Genomic DNA, 21182 nt, shown 5'->3' with positions numbered 1-21182 from the left:
CCGTACGACGTACACACGAGGTCCCCCTCAGGACGGTTGGCCCTCGACGACATACCCGGTATACATACTGAGTATGTCGATCCGCCACGGGCTGCTCGCCCTTCTCGAACGCGGCCCTCGCTACGGCTCACAGCTCCGCACCGAGTTCGAGTCCCGCACGGGAGCCACCTGGCCGCTCAACGTCGGCCAGGTCTATACGACCCTGAGCCGACTGGAGCGCGACGGCATGGTCGTCCAGGACGGCGAGGACGAAGCCGGCCACACGCTCTACGTCATCACGGACACAGGGCGGGACGAGCTGAAGGCGTGGTTCGAACGGCCCGTCGACCGGACCAGCCCGGCCCGTGACGAGCTGGCGATCAAGCTGGCCATGGCGGTCGGCGCGACGGCGGTCGACATCCGCAACGTCATCCAGTCCCAGCGCCGTCACACCGTGAAGGCGATGCAGGACTACACCCGGTTGAAGGCACAGGCACTGGAAACGACGCCCGCCGACCGGGACGAGGTCGCCTGGCTGCTCGTGCTGGAACAGCTCATCTTCCAGACCGAGGCGGAGGCCCGCTGGCTCGACCACTGTGAGGCCCGGCTCATCCGGCTCTCTTCAGCAGCGGCCCCGCGTCCGGAGTCCGCACCCCCACCCGCCCCGGCTCCGGCGCCCGCACACAGCCACCCGCGGAGGCACGACTGAGCCGGCGGCACCCGAGTCGGCTCCGCTTCCGCACACCTCACCTCTCACATCCGCTCATGTGCGCCCTCCGCGCACATCCAAGGGGGACCTCCCATGTCCAGCCACTCCCACCAGCCCCGGCAACCCGTCCTGCAACTGCGGAACCTGACCCGCGTGCACGGCAGCGGTGCCACCGAAGTGCACGCTCTGCGCGGCGTCGATCTCGATGTGTTCCCCGGTGAACTCGTCGCCGTCATGGGCCCGTCCGGCTCCGGCAAGTCGACGCTTCTGACGATCGCCGGCGGTCTCGACACCCCGTCCTCGGGCCAGGTGATCGTCGAGAACACCGACATCACCACCGCCGACCGCAAGACGCTCGCCGCCCTGCGCCGCCGCAGCATCGGGTACGTCTTCCAGGACTACAACCTCATCCCGGCGCTCACCGCCGCCGAGAACGTCGCCCTGCCCCGCGAGCTCGACGGCACCTCCGCCCGCAAGGCCCGCGCCGAGGCCGTGGCCGCCCTCACCGAGATGGACCTCGGTCATCTCGCCGACCGGTTCCCGGACGAGATGTCCGGCGGCCAGCAGCAGCGGGTGGCCATCGCCCGCGCCCTCGTCGGCGACCGCCGGCTCGTGCTCGCCGACGAGCCGACCGGTGCCCTGGACTCCGAGACCGGTGAGTCCGTGCTCGCCCTGCTGCGGGCCCGCTGCGACGCGGGGGCGGCCGGCATCCTCGTCACCCACGAGCCGCGCTTCGCCGCCTGGGCGGACCGGGTGGTGTTCCTGCGCGACGGCGCGGTCGTCGACCAGACCGTACGCACCGACGCGGATTCCCTGCTGACCGGGCAGGCGGCCGAGCGGTGAAGAACTGGTACCACTCCTGGCGCGCCGCGGTCCGCATCGCCCGCCGCGACGCCGTCCGCTCCAAGGGACGCAGCTTCCTCGTCCTGGCGATGATCGCCCTGCCGATCCTCGGGGTGAGCGCCGCAGATCTGACACTGCGCAGTGCCGAGCTCTCCACGGAACAGGCCCTGGAGCGCACCCTCGGCGCCGCCGACGCCCGGATGTCCGATGCCCACAGCCGCGGCGTACCGATCTACCAGAGCCCCGACGCCAACAACTACGCCCCGGTCGGGAACTTCGACGACAAGCCGTGGCCCGAGGGCGACACCGACGTCCGGAAGGTCCTCCCGGCGGGCGCGAAGTCCCTGGAGGACTCGGCCGGTTCCGCCAAGCTGCGCACCGCCCACGGGCTGCTGAACGCCGAGATCCGTGAGCTCAAGGCGTCGGACCCGCTGGCCGCCGGCATCATGACCCTGGTCAGCGGCCGCTTCCCCACGGAGACGGCCGAGGTGGCCGCGACGACCCACTTCCTGGAGACCAGCGGGCTGAGCGTCGGCTCCAAGCTCGCGGCGCGCGGACTCGACCGGGAGTACACGATCACCGGCTCGTACGAGCTGCCCGACGCGCTCAAGAGCGACCAGGTCAACGCCCTTCCCGGCGCGCTGCTCGACCCGCTCGACAAGGCCCTGGCGGCGGACGACCTGCCGTCCACCGAGACGAGCACCACCTACCTGGTCAGCGTTCCCGGCGGTTTCACGTGGAACATGGTCAAGCAGATCAACACCAAGGGCGTGACGGTGGCTTCGCGGGCGGTTCAGCTCGCCCCGCCGGCCGACGATGACGTCCCGCTGTACCAGCAGGAGGACTGGGCCAAGAGCTACGGGGACAGCGGCGCCGCCGACGTGGCGGCTCTCGCCGCGGTCGGCACCGTGGTCGGCCTCGCCATGCTGGAGATCTGCCTGCTGGCGGGGCCCGCCTTCGCGGTCGGCGCCCGGCGCTCCCGTCGCCAGCTCGGGCTGGTCGGCGCCAACGGCGGCGACCGCCGCCACATCCGCGCCATCGTCCTGGCCGGCGGGCTGGTGATCGGCTTCGCGGCCGCGGTGGTGGGCACGATCCTCGGTCTCGCCCTGACCTTCGCGCTGCGCCCGCTGCTCGAGGACTACATGGGTCAGCGCTTCGGCAGCTTCGACATCCGGCCACTGGAACTGCTCGGCATCGGGCTCCTCGCGGTGCTCACGGGTCTGCTGGCCGCGATCGTCCCGGCCGTGACCGCCTCCCGGCAGTCCGTCCTCGCCTCACTCACCGGCCGCCGGGGCGTCCGCCGCAGCAGCCGGGTCCTGCCCGTGGTCGGCCTGATCGCCGTGCTGCTCGGTGCCGCGATCGCGCTGTACGGATCGCTGCTCTCCGACCAGTCCATCCTCGTGGCGGCCGGAAGCGCGATCGCCGAGCTGGGTGTGGTCGCGATGACACCCGTGTTGGTCGGCCTCTTCGGCCGCACCGGCCGCTGGCTGCCGCTCTCGCCGCGACTCGCTCTGCGTGACGCCGTACGCAACCGGGGCCGCACGGCTCCGGCCGTGGCCGCCGTGCTCGCCGCGGTCGCCGGGACCGTCGCCGTGGCCACGTACGCCGCGAGCAGGGACGCCCAGTCCGAGGCCTCGTACGAGGCACGGCTGCCGCACGGCGCGGTGTCGCTGATCGTCAACGAGGCCGGCGGACGGGACGTGCCTCAAGCCCGCGCGGCCGTGCAGAAGAACCTGCAGGTGGACGTACGGGCCGATGTGGACCGCGCCGTCGTCGGAAACGTCAACTGCGCGATGTACAGCCGTGACAAGGGCTGCGGCAGCTATGAGGTCGTCGTCCCCAAGGCGAACCAGTGCCCGCTGTGGAGCACCGGGAGCGAGGACCCGGCCGAGAAGTTCACCAAGGCCCAGCGCCGCGCGTTCTCCAAGGACTGGCGCTGCAAGGAGTCCAGCGTGGCGACCCCCACGGACGGCGGGGTGCTCGTCGCTGACGAGAAGCTGCTGAACGTGCTCGGGATCGACGACCCGGCGGCCGCGAAGGCGCTGTCCGAAGGGAAGGTCGTCTCCTTCGACAAGCGCAACCTCGACAAGAAGGGCTCGATCGGCATCCGGCTGATCACCGACACGGAAGCCGCCGACAAGGCCAGGGAAGAGGGCAAGGAGGCTCCGGGCGCGGTCAAGACCTTCTCCACCCACCAGGTCGCGGACGGCACCAACGCGTACGGGGTCGGCATGATCCTGCCGCCCGCCGCGGCCAAGGCCGCCGGCATCGCCACCGTTCCCTTCGGGGCCTACTACTCGACCGACCGGCTGCCGAGCAGTGAGCAGCGCCAGAAGCTGTCGGGCGAGCTCGACCGGACCGGCGCGAGCATCGAGCTGCACATCGAGGAGGGCTACACCAGCGAGAACAGCATTGTGCTGCTGGCGCTGGCCGTCTTCGCCGGACTGATCACCATCGGCGCGGCCGGTATCGCCACCGGGCTCGCCCAGGCGGACGCGGAGGCGGACCTCAAGACGCTGGCGGCCGTCGGTGCCCCGCCCCGCGTGCGTCGCACGCTGAGCGGATTCCAGTGCGGTGTGGTCGCGGCGATGGGTGTGGTCCTCGGCTCGGCGGCGGGCGTGCTGCCTGCCATCGGGCTGCGGCTGACCGAGGAGCGCGAGGAGAGGGCCTGGTACGAGCAGGCCCTGGACGGGGGCTTCGGCGGAAACCTGACCCCGCCGGACGTCCCGATCGTCGTCCCCTGGGAGACCCTGGGCGCCCTGCTGATCGCGGTGCCGCTCGGCGCGGCCCTGCTCGCCGCGCTGGTCACCCGGTCCCGTGGGGCTCTGTCCCGCCGCGAGGCGACCTGACCCCTTCGTGGCGGGAGTTCCGTCCCCAGGACCGCCCGACACGGTCCGGGGACGGTTCGATACCGGCCGTGATGGACCTGTGCCCCCGTATCAGGGTGGATCACCCCGGTACGGGGGCACACCGTGTGGTGAAGCACATGTGCGAGAGAATGGACGGCATGGAGATGCCGAGGAATGAACGGTCGCAGGAGAGCCCCCATGTCCTCATCGTGGGACAGGACGGTATGGCGCTCGGCGGCGGTGAAGGTGACGTCGAGTCCCGCGAGATCCCGGTGACGGAGATGGTCGAGCAGCCTGCGAAGGTCATGCGCATCGGCAGCATGATCAAGCAGCTTCTGGAGGAGGTGCGGGCGGCTCCTCTCGACGAGGCGAGCCGGGTCCGGCTCAAGGAGATCCACCGAGGTTCGGTGAAGGAACTCGAGGACGGCCTCGCCCCGGAGCTCGTCGAGGAACTGGAGCGGCTGTCGCTCCCGTTCACCGATGACGCGGTGCCCTCCGAGGCGGAACTGCGCATCGCCCAGGCACAGTTGGTCGGCTGGCTCGAGGGCCTGTTCCACGGCATCCAGACGGCGCTGTTCGCCCAGCAGATGGCGGCACGCGCTCAGCTGGAGCAGATGCGCCGCGCTCTCCCGCCGGGCGCCCCCACGGATGACGACTCCGCCCACGGTGCGATCCGCTCGGGTCCGTACCTCTGACTCCGGACGTGCCACGGCCCCGTTCCCTCTGAGGGAACGGGGCCGTTGTGCGACATCGCTCAGTTCACGCGCGTGCCGGGCTCCATGTCGTTCTCGGTTCCGTGCTGGGCTCAGTTGCCCACCGTGGGCGACACCAGGACCACCTTGCCCACGTGCGTGCCCGACTCGAGGGCGCGGTGCCCCTCGGAGGCCTCCCGCATCGGCACGGTGCTGTCCACCACGGCCCGTACCGTCCCCGCGGCGACCAGGGGCCACACATGCTCACGCACCGCCGCCACGATCGACGCCTTCTCGTGCAGCGGCCGCGCGCGCAGCGTCGTCGCCGTGATCGCGGCGCGCTTCGCGAGCAGCGCTCCCAGGTTCAGTTCGGCCTTCACTCCGCCCTGCAGCCCGATCACCGCGAGGCGGCCGTTCACGGCCAGTGCGCGCACGTTCCGGTCGAGGTACTTCGCCCCCATGATGTCGAGGATGACGTCCGCCCCGGCACCGTCCGTCGCGCTCCGCAGCTCCTCCACGAAGTCCTGCTCGCGGTAGTCGATCAGGATGTCGGCTCCCAGCTCGGCGCACCGTGCGAGCTTCTCCGGGCCGCCCGCGGTGACGGCGACCTTCGCTCCCACCGCCTTCGCCAGCTGGATCGCCATCGTGCCGATGCCGCTCGCCCCGCCGTGCACCAGCAGCGTCTCGCCGGGGCGCAGATGCGCCACCATGAAGACGTTGGACCAGACCGTGCAGGCCACCTCCGGCAGCGCCGCCGCCGTGACCAGGTCGAGGCCCTCCGGTACGGGCAGCAGCTGCCCCGCCGGCACGGCCACCTTCTCCGCGTATCCGCCGCCCGCCAGCAGCGCACACACCTCGTCGCCGACACTCCACCCGGAGACCCCGGGGCCGAGCGCCACGATCCGGCCCGAGCACTCCAGCCCGGGATAGGGGGACGCTCCGGGCGGCGGCTCGTAGAAGCCCTGCCGTTGCAGCAGATCCGCGCGGTTGACGGCGCTCGCGGCAACGTCGACGAGGACCTCCCCGTCGCCGGCTTCGGCGTCCGGCACCTCCGCCCAGACCAGCGCCTCGGGACCACCTGGTTCGGGAATCGTGATCGCATGCATGGGCGCGAGGCTACTCCGGCCTGCCGCTACCGCTGGTCCACGCCGCCGGAGGACGGTGTGTTCGACGCCCGCACGATGGTGATCAACCGGTCCGTCAGCTGCAGCGGGCTGGCCTTGGGATCGTCGTACCCGAGCAGCCGGTGACCGCGCAGCACGCTCACCACCAGGTCGTCCGTGTCCCGGACGTTCTTGCCGACCTCGCTCTTTATCACCGGACGCTCGACGATATCGAGACCGCTGCCCTGCTGGATCAGGTCCTCCATCACCGTGCCCGCGTAGGGGCTGAGTACGGACAGGCCGAGCAGCCGGCCCGCCGCACTGGCACTGGTGATCACCGCGTCGGCCCCGGACTGGCGCAGCAGTGGCGCGTTCTCCTCCTCCCGGACCGCGGCGACGATCTTCGCCCCCCGGTTGAGCTGCCGTGCGGTGAGGGCGACGAGGACCGCGGTGTCGTCGCGCTGTGTGGCGATGATGATCTGGCGCGCTCGTTGCAGCTCGGCACGGATCAGCACATCACTGCGCGTCGCATCGCCGATGACCCCCGCGAATCCGTCCGCGGTCGCCGCCTCGATGACCTTGGAACTCGGATCGACGATGACGACCTGTTCCTTCTTCAGACCCGTCGCGCACAGGGTCAGAAGTGCGGAACGTCCCTTCGTGCCGAAGCCGATGACGACGGTGTGGTCACGCAAGGTGGACCTCCAGCGGTTCAGCCGCCACTCGTCCCGGGTCCGCTCGGTGAGGACCTCGAGAGTGGTGCCGACCAGGATGATCAGGAAGAGCACACGCAGCGGCGTCACCAGCAGCACATTGACCAGCCGCGCGCTGTCGCTGTGCGGAACGATGTCGCCGTACCCCGTGGTGGAGAGGGTGACGGTGGCGTAGTAGAAGGAGTCGAGGAAGTCGACTTTCCCGTCCGCGTTGTCGTGATACCCGCCGCGGTCCAGCCACACGATGAAGACCGTGAGCAACAGCACCACCAGCGCCAACAGCAGCCGCTTGCCCACCTGCAGCAGCGGCCGCTCGACGACCCGTTTGGGCAACTTCACTCGCGAGACGGCCAACTGTTCATCGGCCTCCCGGGCCATTGCGTCATGGCCGGGAAGTTTCACGTGAAACACCCTTCGGAGGTCGGCAGCCAGGGCAGATCGAGGACCTCCAGCACCTCGCCCGCACCCGACCCGCCGGGCGGCACGACGGCGAGACCGTCCGCAGCGGCGACGCCCCGCAGCATGGCCGGGCCGTGGTAGTGCAGCGGTACGACGCTGTCGCCGCGGTGCACCACCGGCACCAGTCGAGTGTCATACGGGTGGCCGTGGACCTCGTCCCTTAGAGACGCGCGATACGGGGCCGGGGTTGCCTGCCCCGACCTCTGACGCAACAACGGCTCCGCGAGCGTGAGCAGCCCGGAGACCGCGGCGAGCGGGTTGCCGGGGAGCCCCACCAGATGCCGACCGGGCGCGAGCCTGGCCAGCAGCATCGGATGTCCCGGTCGCACGGCGACCCCGTCGACCAGCAGCTCGGCACCCGCTTTGCTCAGCATCGGATGGACATGGTCGACGGGACCCGCGGCCGTGCCGCCCGTGGTGACGACGAGATCGGCGTCGGAGGCGGTGACGGCCCGCTGCAGCGCCTCGGCGTCGTCACCGACCCGGTGGGTGGCGATGACATCGGCGCCCAGGGCCCGCAGCCAAGGGCCGATCATCGGCCCGAGAGCATCGCGGATCAGCCCGTCGTGGGGCAGCCCTTCGGTGAGCAACTCATCGCCCAGCACAAGCACTTCGACACGCGGCCGGACGACGGTGTGCAGCTCGTCGTATCCGGCGGCCGCGGCGAGACCGAGCACGGCGGGGGTCACCAGCGCTCCGGCGGGCAGGAGTTGGTCGCCGGAGCGGCATTCCTGGCCGCGCGGCCGGATGTCCTGTCCGTGGCTCACCTGGCGCTGGGCATGGAGATGACCGCTGCCGTCCGTGCGGGAGTGCTCGCTGCGGATCACCGCGGTGGCGCCCGGCGGGACACGGGCGCCGGTGGCGATGCGCACCGCCGTGCCGTCGGCGAGCGGCTCAGGCTCACCGTGCCCGGCGAGGATGCCGCTGTCGCCGGGCGCCACGGTCCAGGGGCCCGGGCCGGCGACGGCCCAGCCGTCCATGGCGGAGGTGTCGAAGGACGGCAGATCCGTGAACGCGGTCAGCGGGGTGGCGAGCACACGGCCGAGCGAGGCATCGAGCGGTTCGCGGTGGGTGCGGAGCGCGGTGGCGCTGCCGGCGCGCGAGGCGATCGAGCGGGCCTTCTCCCAGGGCGTGGCACGGTGCCGGGCCGCGGACGGACGGTCCTGCCCGGGGGCCCGGGAGTCCTGGCCGTCGGCCGGCCGCGCCGGCTGCCGCCCCACCAGCGCGAGAGCGTCCTCGACGCCGTCGTCGGCGGAAGGCGAGGGGCCGGAAGGCGAGGAGGTGGAAGGCGAGGAGGTGGAAGGCGAGGGGGCGGCCGAGGAGGTGCCGTCCGCGGCGCCGGGTCGCCCGTGGGGCACGGAACCCGTCCCTTGCTCCTCGGCGCCGCCCTGCCCGGCGGTGCCCGGAGCGCCGAGTTCGTGGTCCTGCGCCGTCATCAGCCGCCGGCCCCGTCGTTGCGGCCGGTGTCGGCTCCTGCTCCGTCGGCTTCCGCGGCCCACCGCTCGGCGAGCGCGGCGGCCTTACGGGCGGCCTCGGCAACGGCCTTCGCGCTGTCCCCACCCGCCTTGGCCGCCGCGTACCCGACCAGGAAGGTCGTGAGCGGCGCCGCGGGCCGGGCTACCCCATGGGCGGCGTCCCGGGCCAGGTCGAGCACGGCGCCGGTGTCGACATCCAGCTCGATGCCGAGTTCGTCCTTGACTGCGGTGATCCATTCATCCAGCACGCTCCCATGCTCCCTGATACGGGCCCGGGCCGTGGCGATGTCCTCCCAGGTGTCGCAGTCGTACGCGGTGAAGGGATCCGCGGACACCCGGTCGAGGTCGAGCTCCCCCGTCAGCAGCCGTAGCGGCAGCCCGGTGAGACTGCCGTGCTCGGCGGCGATCAGGGCCAGCTCGCGGCGGAGCGGCTCGGCGCGGTAGGAGGCGACGAGCGGCTGGTCGCGTCCGTCAGCGTCGATGAGCAGCGCGCCTTCCCGCCCGCCCGCCCTCAGGGTGTCCAGGAGCCGCCGCACGGTCGCGGCGTCGAGAAACGGAAGGTCGGCGGAGAGCACGAGCACCGTCCCGGCCTCCGCCATGCGCAGCCCGGCGTCGAGCGCGGCGAGCGGCCCACCGCCGGGCGGGCTCTCGCGCGCCCAGAGCACCTGGCGAGCGGTCGCCCGTCGCCCGCCGACCACGATGGTGCGGTCTGCTCCCCGGCTCGCTGTCAGCACCCGGTCGAGCAGCGCCCGGCCGCCGACGCTCACTCCCGGCTTGTCCACCCCGCCGAGACGCTTGGCGGCGCCTCCGGCGAGCACGATCGCGTCGTATTCCGCATCGGCAGTCACCCCAGAAGTATGGTCCGTGACCGCCGATACGGAACCGGTGCGGCGGCCCTGCGGCCGCCGCGACGACTACAGCGTGCGCAGCAGTACCGCGGGCTGCTCGACGCAGTCCGCCACATACCGGAGGAAGCCGCCGGCCGTGCCGCCGTCGCACACCCGGTGGTCGAAGGTCAGCGAGAGCTGTACGACCTGCCGGACCGCGAGTTCGCCCTGATGCACCCATGGCTTGGGCACGATGCGGCCGACACCGAGCATGGCCGCCTCCGGGTGGTTGATGATCGGCGTGGACCCGTCGACGCCGAACACGCCGTAGTTGTTCAGCGTGAACGTGCCGCCGGTGAGGTCCGCCGGGGTCAGGCTGCCCTGCCTCGCCTTGTCGGTCAGCCGCTGGAACTCCTCGGTGAGCGACTCGGCCGTACGGCCGTGGGCGGCCCGCACGACGGGCACGACCAGGCCGCGGTCGGTCTGGGCCGCGAAGCCGAGATGCACCTCGGGCAGCCGCACGATCTCCCTGGCGTCCAGGTCGACCGTGGAGTTGAGCTCGGGATAGCGGGCGAGCGCTGCCGTGCAGATGCGGGCGAGCAGCGCGAGGAGCGAGATCTTCGGCCCGCCCGACGCGTTCATGGCCCTGCGCGCGGCCATGAGTTCGGTCGCGTCCGCGTCGACCCAGCACGTCGCGTCCGGGATCTCGCGGCGACTGCGCGACAGCTTCTCCGCGACCGCCCCGCGCACCCCGCGCAGCGGGACCCGCTCACCGGCGACCGCGGCATGCGCGGATGCGGACACAGATGCGGATGCGGATGCGGACAGGGATACGGCGGAGGTCTCCGGCTGGGGAGCCAACCGCTGCGGCCCGGCCGCGGCCGTGAGGCCCCGTACCGCGTGCTCGACGTCCGCGCGCAGGATCAGCCCGTCGGGCCCCGACCCCTTCAGCTCGCGCAGATCGACCCCGTGCTCCCTGGCCAGCCGCCGCACCAGCGGCGAAATGACCGCCACAGGTCCTTCGTGCGTGGGCGCGGGCCCGGCCGGGGCGACGATGCCCGGAGCAGCGACGCCGCGCGGGGCGTCGGGTGCCGGGCTCTCCACGGCGCTGTCCCAGACGGGCTCATGGCCCGCGAAGGAGCCGGCTTCCGGTGCCATGCCGGGCGCCGGGTCCGGACCGGCCGTGAGGCTCGGGCCGGGCGCGGAGCCCGCAGCCGCGTCCGCGGGCCTGCCGCCCGAGAGCGCCGACGGCCGGATCCGGCGGCGGCGCGCTGCCGGTGCGCCCGTGCCGTACCCGACGAGCACATTGCCGGAGGACTCCTCCGTGGCGGCCGCAGAGCCCTCGGAGGCCCCGGAGCCACCGGGGCCCGGCTCCGCCGCACCCACGGCGACGGTGATCAGAGGCGCCCCGACGGGCAGCTCCGTGCCCTCCTCACCGAAGCGCGCGGTGACCACGCCCGCGTACGGGCAGGGCACCTCGACCATCGCCTTGGCCGTCTCGACCTCGACGACCGGCTGGTCGACGGCGACGACATCGCCCTCGGCGACCAGCCACCGTACGATCTCCGCCTCGGTCAGGCCCTCACCGAGGTCCGGCAGCCTGAATTCGAGCACCTGGGCCATCAGCTCTCCGCCTCCCACTGCAGCCGCGCCACAGCGTCCAGTACCCGGTCCACACCCGGCAGATGGTGTCGCTCCAGCATCGGCGGCGGATAGGGGATGTCGAAACCGGCCACTCTCAGGACCGGCGCTTCCAGATGGTGGAAGCAGCGTTCGGTGACCCGGGCGGCGATCTCCGCACCGGGTCCGCCGAAGCCCGTCGCCTCATGGACGACGACGGCCCGGCCCGTGCGACGCACCGACGCGCACACGGTCTCGTCGTCGAAGGGCACCAGCGAGCGCAGATCGACCACTTCCAGGTCCCAGCCCTCGGCCTGTGCGGCCTCGGCCGCCTCCATGCAGACCGGCAGGGAGGGGCCGTAGGTGATCAGCGTGGCGCTGCGCCCCTGGCGTCGTACCACCGCGCGCCCGATCGGCTCCACGGCGGCAGGAGCCTCCGGGGACCAGTCGGCCTTCGACCAGTAGAGCCGCTTCGGCTCCAGGAAGACCACGGGGTCGTCGGAGGCGATGGCCGCCCGCAGCAGCCCGTAGGCGTCGTCGACCGTCGCCGGCGTGACGACATGGAGCCCCGGAGTCGCCATGTAGTACGCCTCGGACGAGTCGCTGTGGTGCTCGACGCCGCCGATCCCGCCGCCGTAGGGCACGCGCACGGTGATCGGCATCGGCATCGCGCCGCGCGTCCTGTTGCGCATGCGGGCGACATGGCTGATCAGCTGCTCGAACGCCGGGTAGGCGAAGGCGTCGAACTGCATCTCGACGACGGGACGCAGCCCGTACATCGCCATGCCGACGGCCGTGCCGAGGATGCCCGCCTCGGCGAGCGGCGTGTCCGTACAACGCTCCTCGCCGAACTCCTTGGCGAGCCCGTCCGTGACCCGGAAGACGCCACCGAGGGTGCCGACGTCCTCGCCCATGACATGGACGGACGGGTCCTCGGCCATGGCGTCGCGCATGGCGCGCTGGAGCGCCTGCGCCATCGTGGCGGGCTTGGCCTGCCGTGCGGTTGCCGTGCTCATCGTGCGTCACCCTCCGCGCCGTGGGTGCCTTCTCCGCTCTCGGCGTCCAGCTCGGCACGCAGTTGCGCGGCCTGCTCCCGCAGTTGGCCGGTCTGCTCGGCGTAGACATGCGCGAACAGGTCCATGGGGTCGAGCACCGGGTCCGCGTTCATCCGCTCCCTCAGCTTCGCCGCCATCGCCTCCGCGGCGTCGCCGGCGGCCTTCACGGTGTCCTCGTCGAGCAGTCCCCGCCCGGTCAGCTCCTTCTCGAGCAGCCGGATCGGGTCGTGCTCACGCCAGGCCTCGACCTCGCTGTCGCCCCGGTAGCGGGTGGCGTCATCGGCGTTGGTGTGCGCGTCGATGCGATACGTGACGGCCTCGACCAAGGTCGGGCCCCCGCCGCGCCGCGCCCGCCCGACCGCCTCGGTGAGCACCTCGTGGACCGCCGCCGCGTCATTGCCGTCGACGAGCCGGCCGGGCATTCCGTACCCGACCGCCTTGTGGGCGAGGGACGGCGCGGCGGTCTGCTTGGCGAGCGGGACGGAGATCGCGAAGCCGTTGTTCTGCACCAGGAAGACGACCGGTGCCTGCCATACGGCGGCGAAATTGAGCGCCTCGTGGAAGTCGCCCTCACTGGTGCCGCCGTCGCCGACCATGGCGAGCGCGACGACGTCGTCGCCCTTCAGCCGCGCGGCGTGCGCCAGGCCCACGGCGTGCGGGAGCTGGGTGGCGAGCGGGGTGCACAGCGGTGCGATGCGGTGCTCGCGCGGGTCGTAGCCGGTGTGCCAGTCGCCCCGCAGCAACGTCAGCGCCTGAACGGGGTCGAGGCCGCGGGCCACGGCCGCGAGGGTGTCCCGATAGCTGGGGAAGAGCCAGTCGCGCTCCTCGAGGGCGAGCGCGGCGGCGACCTCGCAGGCCTCCTGGCCGGTGCTCGACGGGTAGACGGCGAGCCTGCCCTGCTTGGTGAGGGCGGTCGCCTGCGCGTTGTACCTGCGGCCGCGGACCAGCTCCGCGTACAGCCGCAGAAGCAGCTGGGGGTCGGCCCCGGCCGCGGCGTCGGTGCCGAGGACCCGGTACGGCTCCGGGTCGGGGAGCAGCGGCGCAGGGTCGGTGCGCGGCTTCCAGGCGGGCGGCGGGGTGGGCCGGTAGGCCGCACCCGGCCGCTCCTGGACCGTGATGCTGCTCTTCTTCAACGCGAGCACCTCCTCGTGGGAGCGGGCATAAGGACCCATGAAGGGCGCGGAGTGTGAGGCGCCTCACCTACCGATTGTTCGGTCGTGGGCGCATTTTGGCTACAGGCACCTTCAGCCTGTGGACAAACGGTTCTCCACAGCCTGGGATAGGAGCAGGTCGTCCACGGCAGAAAGGCGGGGGGACGTGACAGCTGAACAAATGGCCGATGACGAGGACCGCACGGTCTACGAAGCCGTGCCCGGCGCGGACCAGGGCCCGCCGCCGCGCACGCTGGACGCGATCGACCGGGACATCCTCCGCATCCTCCAGACGGACGGCCGCGCCTCGATACGCTCCGTGGCCGAGCGGGTCCATGTGTCCCGTGCCAATGCCTACGCCCGGATCAACCGGCTGATCGACGACGGCGTGATCCGCGGCTTCAGCGCGCGCGTGAACCACGAGCGCGCCGGGCACGGCGCCTCGGCCTACATCACGCTCAAGATCGTGCAGAACTCGTGGCGGACGGTCCGCGAGCAGCTCCAGGCGCTCCCGGGAGCCGCCCACATCGCGCTGGTCAGCGGCGACTTCGATGTCCTGCTGCTGGTCCACACACCGGACAACCGCACCCTGCGTGAACTGGTCCTGACCAAGCTCCAGTCGATTCCCGAGGTGCTCTCCACCCGCACCCTGCTGGTCTTCGAGGAGACGGACCTCGATCCGTACCCGGCCCGCTGAGCGGGACCGGGTGCGGCCGGAATGCGCGCGTCAGGCGGGCGGCATGCGCTTCGGAAGATGCGGCGTGTGCCGGGCAGACGCGGCGCGTGCCGGGCAGACGGGCACGTGTTTCAGTGCCGCCCGTGTCAGGGGGTGGCCGTGCGCAGGCCGTCGAAGGCGAGCCTGACGACCGCGTCGGCCACCTGCTCCCGGTCGTAGCCGGTGCCGGCCTGCGGCCGGTACCACTCCACCAGGGAGTTGACCATGCCGAAGAGCAGCCGGGTCGCCAGCCGCATGTCCATGTCCGCGCGGAGGTCGCCCTCGGCGGCGGCCGCCTTGAGCAGATCGGCGACGCGGTGGTCGAACTCGCGGCGCCGTTCCAGGGCCCAGCGCTCCGTCCTGGTGTTGCCGCGGACACGCAGGAGCAGCGTGACGTAGGGCAGCTCGGCCATCAGCACCTCGACGGTGCGGCGGGTCACGTACTCGACCCGCTCCAGCGCCCGTCCGCGCGTCGCACCCGCCTCGTCGAGGATCCCGAACAGGCCGTCGAGCGCACGGCTGACCGCACGGCGCAGCAGCTCCTCCTTGCCCGCGACGTGGTGGTATATCGACGACTTGGAGATCCCGGCGGCCCTGGAGAGGTGCTCCATGGACGTGCCGTCGTAGCCGCGCTCGTTGAAGACGCGAACCGCGACGGACAGCAGCGTCTCCGGCGTGTACGTGTCCCTCTTGGCCGTGGTCATCAGCTGCCCCCGTTCTCTTCGCACCCGCGGCGGACCGTCCCGAGGGAGGGCGCGTAGCGGCCCGTGGGGTAGCGCTCGTGCAGCTCCCCCAGGAGGTCGCAGATCCGCCGGAAACCCACCTTGGAGGCCCATTCCAGGGGGCCTGCCGGGTAGTTCACACCGAGCCTCATCGCGGTGTCGACGTCCTCCGCCGATGCGACGCCCCGGTCGACCGCGTCCGCGGCGACGTCCGCCAGCATCGCGACCGTGCGGGCGACGATCATGCCCGGCACGTCCTCGATCACGGACACGCGCTTGCCGGTCACCTGGAAGAGGCCGATCGCCTCCTGGAGGCTCTCCGGCGAGGTCGACGCCGCTGTGGACACGGCGATACGGGTGGCCGCGGCGTAGTCGAGCGCCAGATCGAAGTAGATGATCTCTTGTTCGTAGAACTCGAAGGACGTCTCACCGTCCGCGAGGCACAGCCGCCCGCCACCGGGCAGCCGGATGTACCCGCCGCCGCCCCGGCGCCGGACCTTGACCCCGGCTTCCTCGAAGAGAGCGACGAGCGGCTCGGCGGGCCCCAGGTCACCTCGCACGGTGATCGCCTCGGGGGCCTTCGCGGGAGCGGCGGTGTGCGGCTCGGGCCGCTCGGTGCCTTCCGCGTACGGGAACCAGCCCTGACCGGACTTGCGGCCGAGGCGTCCCGACTGGACCAGGCGGCGCTGGGCGAGTGACGGCGTGAACTTCGGGTCCTGGAAGAAGGACTCCCACACGGAGCGGGTCACGGCCTCGTTGACATCCTGGCCGATCAGATCGGTGAGCTCGAAGGGGCCCATCCTGAAGCCGCCGGACTCGCGCAGAACCGCGTCGATGGTGGCCGGGTCGGCACCGCGCTCCTCGTAGACCCGCAGCGCTTCCGCGTAGAAGGGCCGGGCGATGCGGTTGACGATGAACCCGGGGGTGTCGGCGCAGCGGACGGGGGTCTTCCCCCAGGCCTTGGCGGTCTCGTACGCGCGCGTGGCCGCGTCCTCGTCCGTGGCGAAGCCGCTGACGACCTCGACGAGCGGAAGCAGTGGCGCCGGGTTGAAGAAGTGCAGTCCCACGAAGCGGCCGGGCAGGCGCAAGGCGCCCGCGATGGCGGTGACGGACAGCGAGGAGGTGTTCGTCGCGAGCAGGCAGTCGTCGGCGACGATCTCCTCCAGCGCTCCGAAGAGCTCCTGCTTGACCGAGAGCCGCTCGACGACGGCCTCGACGACGAGCGCGCTGTCGGCGAGCTCCGCGAGGTCGGTCGCGCGCTCCAGCCGGAGTGCCGCCGCGCCGCGCGTGCTCTCGTCCAGCCGGCCCTTCTCGACCAGCCGTTCCAGGCGGGTGAGGATCGTGGCCGCCCCGGCCTCCGCCTGGTCGGCGGCGACGTCGTAGAGGCGTACGCGGTGGCCGGCGAGCAGCGCGACCTGCGCGATGCCCTGCCCCATGGTCCCTGCGCCGATGACGGCGACGGTACGGCTCGGGGCGACGGCCTCGGCGCCGCTGGTGCCCCTCGGGCTACTGGCGGCATCGGTGACGGTCATGGCTGTGATCCTCCCCTACGGGTTATCCACAGGTTCCGCGGACCCCCCTTGTCCCGACCGATCGTTCGGTTACTCTAACTCTGTCCGCGTTCCCCTGCCCAGCTCATCGAGGAGTTGGTCTTTCATGCAGCTGACCGAGACCCACCGGCCGACGCTCGACCGGGCCCTCGAAGCGATTCGCTCACGGGAGTACTGGTCGCCCCACTCCGAGCACCCGAAGGCCTATGGCGAGACCGGTGCGGCCGACGGCCTCGCGGCGTACCAGGCCCTGCTCGGCACCCGCTTCGAGCTCGACCAACCCGGCACCGACGGCTGGACCGGCGGCGAGGTCTCGCCGTACGGCCCGGAGCTGGGCATCGAGTATCCGCACCCGGACATCGAGGTCCTGTTGCCCGCGATGCGCGCGGGCATGGCGGCCTGGCGCGAGGCGGGTCCCGAGACGCGCGCCCTGGTCTGCCTGGAGATCCTGGCGCGGATCAGCGCCCGCACCCATGAGTTCGCCCACGCCGTCATGCACACGAGCGGCCAGGCCTTCATGATGGCGTTCCAGGCCGGCGGCCCGCACGCCCAGGACCGCGGCCTGGAGGCCGTGACGTATGCCTACGAAGAGCAGACGCGCACGCCGCAGAGCGCCGACTGGTCCAAGCCCCAGGGCAAGCGTGACCCCCTGGAGCTGCGGAAGGTCTTCACGGCCGCCCCGCGCGGGATCGCGCTGCTGATCGGCTGCAACACCTTCCCGACGTGGAACGGATATCCGGGGCTGTTCGCCTCGCTGGCCACCGGCAATCCCGTCCTGGTCAAGCCGCACCCGCGCGCCGTCCTCCCACTGGCGCTGACGGTCCGGATCGCCCGCGAGGTGCTGAGCGAGGCGGGCTTCGACCCGAATCTGGTGGCGCTGGCCGCCGAGAGCCCGGGCGAGGGCATCGCCAAGACGCTCGCCGTCCGCCCCGAGATCAGGATCATCGATTACACCGGGTCCACCGCCTTCGGTGACTGGCTGGAGGCGAATGCGCGCCAGGCCCAGGTCTACACGGAGAAGGCCGGCGTCAACACGGTGGTGATCGACTCCACCGGCGACTACAAGGGAATGCTGTCCAATCTGGCCTTCTCCCTGTCGCTGTACAGCGGCCAGATGTGCACCACCCCGCAGAATCTGCTGATCCCGCGGGACGGAATCACCACGGACGCCGGACCGAAGTCGTACGACGAGGTGGTCGCCGACATCGCCGCCTCCGTGAGCGGTCTCCTCGGCGACGACGCCCGGGCCAATGCGCTGCTGGGTGCCCTGGTCAACCCTGATGTGAGGGCCAGGCTGGACGGGGCGGCCGCGCTGGGCGAGGTGGCTCTGCCCTCGCGCGAGGTCGTCAATCCGGACTTCCCGGACGCCGTGGTGCGTACGCCGGTGATCGTGAAGCTGGACGGGGCGCGGAAGTACTGGGAGGGGGCCGACGAAGAGGCGTCCTTCATGTCCGAGTGCTTCGGCCCGGTGTCGTTCGCGGTCGCGGTCGACTCGACGACCGACGCGCTGGATCTGCTGCGCCGCACGGTGCGCGAGAAGGGCGCGATGACGGTCGGCGCGTACACGACCTCGGCGGAGGCCGAGCGGGCCGTCGAGGAGGTCTGTCTGGAGGAGTCGGCCCAGCTCTCGCTGAACCTGACGGGCGGGGTCTATGTGAACCAGACGGCGGCCTTCTCCGACTTCCACGGCTCGGGCGGCAACCCGGCGGCGAACGCGGCGCTGTGCGACGGCGCCTTCGTCTCGAACCGCTTCCGCATGGTGGAAATCCGCCGCCAGGCCTGACACACGACGGACGGCGGTCCGGCCCGCTCCCCACCGGGGGCGGGCCGGGCACCCCGCCCCCGGTGGCCTTACGGCGCCGGGGGGACGTCCGCGTACCGCTGGATCCAGGCGTGCATGGCGATCGCGGCGGCGGCACCCGCGTTGATCGAGCGGGTGGAGCCGAACTGGGCGATCGAGCACACCATGGCGGTGTGCTCACGCGCCTCTTCGGTGAGCCCTGGCCCCTCCTGCCCGAAGAGCAGGACGCAGCGCCGCGGCAGCACGGTCCGCTCCAGCGGTACGGCGCCCGGCAGATTGTCGATCCCGATGATCGGCAGGTCCTCGGCCGCCGCCCAGGCGGTCAGCGACTCCGTGTCCGCGTGGTGGCGCACGTGCTGGTACCGGTCGGTGACCATCGCACCGCGCCGGTTCCAGCGGCGCCGCCCCACGATGTGGATCTCCTTCGCCAGGAAGGCGTTGGCGGTGCGGACCACGGAGCCGATGTTGAAGTCGTGGCCCCAGTTCTCCACGGCCACGTGGAAGTCATGACGCCGGGTGTCCAGATCGGCGACGATCGCCTCCCGCGTCCAGTACCGGTACCGGTCGACGACATTGCGCCGGTCCCCGTGGGCGAGCAGCTCAGGGTCGTACGACGCCCCTTCCGGCCAGGGACGCGGATGGGGCCCGACACCTATCTCGGGGCCGTAGCCGTCGTCGTACTGGACGGGTTCGTGGGTCTCGGTGCTCACCCGACGAGGGTACGGGGGGCCTGCTCCTCGGGCGTACCTCGCTGCTCGGGGATCCGTACCGGTCGGGCGAGGACACGCTCCCGGGCCCGCGTCGCCCAGCCGCCGAGCCGGCGCAGGAAGGACGTCGGCAGGAAGACCGCGTCCGCGGCGATCATCGCGAGCGAGAAGAACGGCAGACCGAGCAGCAGGGCGATCCCGGCGTGCTCCAGCATCATCGCCACCAGCAGGACGTTCTTGACCTTGCGGTTGAACAGCGTGAACGGGAACGCCACCTGGACGATGACCGTGCCGTACGTCACCAGCATCACGATCACGCCGCTGCCCGCGAGGATGTCGGAGAGCGCGGGCCAGGGGGTGAAGTAGTCGAGCTTGAGCGGGTAGTACAGGGCGCTGCCGTCCTGCCAGCGCGAGCCCTGGATCTTGTACCAGCCGGCGGTGGCGTAGATCAGACAGACCTCGGCCATGATCACGACGAGCGCGGCGTTGTGGCTGAGATTGGCGAGGACGTCGAGCAGTGTGCGCGGCTCGCTGTCCGGTGCGTAGCGATTCACCGCCCACCACACCCCGTGGAAGATCCACAGCGCCCAGAACAGCAGCAGAAGCCACCATTCCCCGCCGATCCGGCCCATGACCGTGCCGACGAAGAGCAGCACGCCCAGGACCGACCAGAGGGCCGGGCCGGACCAGTTCCGTGTCCGGCTCCCCGTCCGGCCGGGCTCGCCATCGCGTCGCGCCCGCCGGGCGTCGAGGGACCACACCTGACCGCATCGGGTGAACACCAGGTAGATCGCCATCAGGTGGATCACGTTGTCGCCACCGTCGCCCATGAAGATGGACCGGTTCTGCAGCGACAGCACGCCGATCATGAAGAGGACCGACATGGCGCGGGTGTGCTTGCCGAGCATCAGCAGCGCGCTGGAGAGCAGGGCTACGCCATAGACGATCTCGAACCAGACCACGCTGTCGGACCACATCAGCGCGGTGAAGGCGTGGTTGTTGGCGATCAGCTGCTGGGCCATGTCCCAGCCCCACGGCCCTTCGGGTCCGTAGAGCTCACGCCGGTGCGGGAACTCGCGCAGCAGGAAGAGCAGCCAGGTGGCGGAGAAGCCGATGCGGACGACGGCGCTCTGGTACGGGCCGAGGGCGGTGGAGGTCACGCGCTGGATGGCGGCCGCCAGCCTGCGGTCGAGGGTCTGGTTCATCGGCCCGCCTCCGTGCCGCTCTCATCGGCCGTTCCGGCGTTCCGCACGTCCAGGGCCAGATCGGCCGAGGTCACCGTCCACCAGGGGAGCACGCGGTGGAACGGCCGGGTGTCCGTCCGCTCCTTGCTCCACACCGGTGCCTTGACGGAGCGGGTGGCGGACCGGAGCTGGATGCGCTCGACGTGTCCACCGAGGTCGTGGTTCTCCAGCCGCATCATCACGATGCGACGGATGTACCGCTCGGAGAGCTGGCCGCGCAGCCCGTTGGACTTGTTGTCGTCGGTGTGCGAGTTGGCGTAGAAGTCCCAGCCCCGGCGCAGCTCGTTCTGGTCGACGTGGCTCGGGAGGGGATTGCCGCGGATCGCGTCACCGTCCTCGGCCGAGAGATCGATCCAGTCGGTGGTCCTGCGCGCGCCGTCCGTGCCGACGATCTCGGCCCGCACCTGGACCGCGATGTTCTGCTGCAGCGGGTTGGGGGCGAAGAGCTTCCAGTTCTGCTCGAACTCGGGATAGATCCATTCGTCGACCCCCTTGCCGTGCTGCTTGGTCACGGTGTTGGAGGGCGCCACGTGCAGAAACACCATGGCCAGATGGATGCAGGCGAAGAGACCGACGAGTGCGAGGGCGACCGCGGCCACGACCTGGTAGGGGAGGGAGAGGCTCGCTATCCCGCCGCCGGCGGGCCGGCCCGGCGGCTCGCTCGCGCCGGCGGCCTCCGCCTCGACCTCAGCCGCCTCGTCCGACGCACCGGGCTCGCCCGTAGCGTCGGTCATGGTCGCCGTGGTCGTCGTGGTCGTCGTTCCGGTGGTCTCAGTCGTCCCGGTCGTCACACCAGGCCCGTCCGACCCGCCCGATTTGCGTATCCCGCCCGGCACGGCGGACGGAGCCGCCTCGGCGCGCGCGGCGCCTTCGCCGTCGTAGGAGTCCATCCCGCCCCGATCCCCAGAGTCCCCTGCGGTTATCCACAGGGTTGACACCATACGGGCCGCCGACTCACCATTGAAGTC

The 21182-nt window shown here is 71.5% G+C and carries 18 protein-coding genes; 6 read left to right on the top strand and 12 right to left on the bottom strand.

Translation table 11 applies throughout. The annotated features are described in order from the left end of the window. Window positions 1-73: 73 nt before the first annotated feature. The 4 genes from OG766_RS18105 to OG766_RS18090 all read left to right on the top strand — a co-directional run bounded on the left by OG766_RS18105 (window position 74) and on the right by OG766_RS18090 (window position 5075). A complete protein-coding gene (locus OG766_RS18105; protein WP_328725768.1) occupies window positions 74-688 on the top strand; it encodes a PadR family transcriptional regulator in 615 nt (204 codons plus the stop codon). A 93-nt stretch (window positions 689-781) separates the two neighbouring features. Beyond that, window positions 782-1531 carry an ABC transporter ATP-binding protein gene (locus OG766_RS18100; RefSeq protein ID WP_266380484.1) on the top strand — a complete coding sequence of 250 codons (750 nt, stop codon included), beginning with the start codon at window positions 782-784 and terminating at the stop codon, window positions 1529-1531. Beyond that, a complete protein-coding gene (locus OG766_RS18095) occupies window positions 1528-4380 on the top strand; it encodes an ABC transporter permease (protein ID WP_328725767.1) in 2853 nt (950 codons plus the stop codon). The genes OG766_RS18100 and OG766_RS18095 overlap by 4 nt, the downstream gene beginning before the upstream one ends. Window positions 4381-4538: 158 nt before the next feature. Continuing rightward, window positions 4539-5075, top strand: coding sequence for a bacterial proteasome activator family protein (locus OG766_RS18090; RefSeq protein ID WP_323137332.1), 537 nt, complete (start codon window positions 4539-4541; stop codon window positions 5073-5075). A gap of 110 nt (window positions 5076-5185) precedes the next feature. On the opposite strand, the gene OG766_RS18085 is transcribed toward OG766_RS18090, so the two are convergent. From OG766_RS18085 to pdhA, 7 genes are all read right to left on the bottom strand, one after another. Next, the gene (locus OG766_RS18085) at window positions 5186-6178 is read right to left on the bottom strand and encodes an NAD(P)H-quinone oxidoreductase (protein ID WP_266380475.1); all 993 of its coding nucleotides are present in this window, start codon (window positions 6176-6178) and stop codon (window positions 5186-5188) included. Window positions 6179-6204: 26 nt separating this feature from the next. Beyond that, window positions 6205-7290, bottom strand: a complete 1086-nt coding sequence (locus OG766_RS18080; RefSeq protein WP_358665070.1) for a potassium channel family protein — start codon at window positions 7288-7290, stop codon at window positions 6205-6207. Next, window positions 7287-8783 carry a molybdopterin molybdotransferase MoeA gene (locus tag OG766_RS18075; RefSeq protein WP_266380472.1) on the bottom strand — a complete coding sequence of 499 codons (1497 nt, stop codon included), beginning with the start codon at window positions 8781-8783 and terminating at the stop codon, window positions 7287-7289. The genes OG766_RS18080 and OG766_RS18075 overlap by 4 nt, the downstream gene beginning before the upstream one ends. Continuing rightward, window positions 8783-9670, bottom strand: a complete 888-nt coding sequence (locus OG766_RS18070; protein WP_328725766.1) for an NTP transferase domain-containing protein — start codon at window positions 9668-9670, stop codon at window positions 8783-8785. Before OG766_RS18070 ends, OG766_RS18075 begins: the two co-directional genes overlap by 1 nt. Window positions 9671-9736: 66 nt before the next feature. After that, window positions 9737-11272: a dihydrolipoamide acetyltransferase family protein gene (locus tag OG766_RS18065; protein ID WP_328725765.1), complete on the bottom strand. Its 1536-nt coding sequence runs from the start codon at window positions 11270-11272 to the stop codon at window positions 9737-9739. Beyond that, entirely contained in the window at window positions 11272-12285 is a 1014-nt protein-coding gene (locus OG766_RS18060; protein WP_266380463.1) for an alpha-ketoacid dehydrogenase subunit beta, read from the bottom strand. The genes OG766_RS18065 and OG766_RS18060 overlap by 1 nt, the downstream gene beginning before the upstream one ends. Continuing rightward, window positions 12282-13442 (bottom strand): pyruvate dehydrogenase (acetyl-transferring) E1 component subunit alpha, encoded by a 1161-nt coding sequence (gene pdhA, locus OG766_RS18055; RefSeq protein WP_328727492.1) that lies wholly within the window; start codon window positions 13440-13442, stop codon window positions 12282-12284. The genes OG766_RS18060 and pdhA overlap by 4 nt, the downstream gene beginning before the upstream one ends. A gap of 214 nt (window positions 13443-13656) precedes the next feature. Between pdhA and OG766_RS18050 the strand changes: the two genes are divergently transcribed. Then, a complete protein-coding gene (locus OG766_RS18050; protein ID WP_266384238.1) occupies window positions 13657-14172 on the top strand; it encodes an Lrp/AsnC family transcriptional regulator in 516 nt (171 codons plus the stop codon). Window positions 14173-14297: 125 nt separating this feature from the next. Here the strand turns inward: OG766_RS18050 and OG766_RS18045 are convergent, their stop codons facing one another. Then, window positions 14298-14894, bottom strand: coding sequence for a TetR/AcrR family transcriptional regulator (locus tag OG766_RS18045; protein WP_266380460.1), 597 nt, complete (start codon window positions 14892-14894; stop codon window positions 14298-14300). Then, window positions 14894-16444: a 3-hydroxyacyl-CoA dehydrogenase gene (locus OG766_RS18040; protein ID WP_266380458.1), complete on the bottom strand. Its 1551-nt coding sequence runs from the start codon at window positions 16442-16444 to the stop codon at window positions 14894-14896. The genes OG766_RS18045 and OG766_RS18040 overlap by 1 nt, the downstream gene beginning before the upstream one ends. 124 nt (window positions 16445-16568) lie before the next feature. Here OG766_RS18040 and paaN point away from each other — a divergent pair, with 124 nt between their 5' ends. After that, window positions 16569-18245 carry a phenylacetic acid degradation protein PaaN gene (paaN, locus tag OG766_RS18035; protein ID WP_266380456.1) on the top strand — a complete coding sequence of 559 codons (1677 nt, stop codon included), beginning with the start codon at window positions 16569-16571 and terminating at the stop codon, window positions 18243-18245. A 68-nt stretch (window positions 18246-18313) separates the two neighbouring features. On the opposite strand, the gene OG766_RS18030 is transcribed toward paaN, so the two are convergent. The 3 genes from OG766_RS18030 to OG766_RS18020 are packed head-to-tail and all read right to left on the bottom strand — an operon-like array spanning window position 18314 to window position 21104. Beyond that, a complete protein-coding gene (locus OG766_RS18030; RefSeq protein WP_266380453.1) occupies window positions 18314-18973 on the bottom strand; it encodes a TrmH family RNA methyltransferase in 660 nt (219 codons plus the stop codon). Further along, window positions 18970-20175 carry an HTTM domain-containing protein gene (locus OG766_RS18025; RefSeq protein WP_328725764.1) on the bottom strand — a complete coding sequence of 402 codons (1206 nt, stop codon included), beginning with the start codon at window positions 20173-20175 and terminating at the stop codon, window positions 18970-18972. Before OG766_RS18025 ends, OG766_RS18030 begins: the two co-directional genes overlap by 4 nt. Then, the gene (locus tag OG766_RS18020) at window positions 20172-21104 is read right to left on the bottom strand and encodes a DUF5819 family protein (protein WP_328725763.1); all 933 of its coding nucleotides are present in this window, start codon (window positions 21102-21104) and stop codon (window positions 20172-20174) included. The genes OG766_RS18025 and OG766_RS18020 overlap by 4 nt, the downstream gene beginning before the upstream one ends. Window positions 21105-21182 lie beyond the last annotated feature (78 nt).

Source organism: Streptomyces sp. NBC_00259, from assembly GCF_036181745.1.
Taxonomy (GTDB): Bacteria; Actinomycetota; Actinomycetes; order Streptomycetales; family Streptomycetaceae; genus Streptomyces; species Streptomyces pratisoli.
The sequence above is the reverse complement of the archived record's forward strand: the minus strand, read 5'-3'. Positions and strand labels throughout refer to the sequence as shown.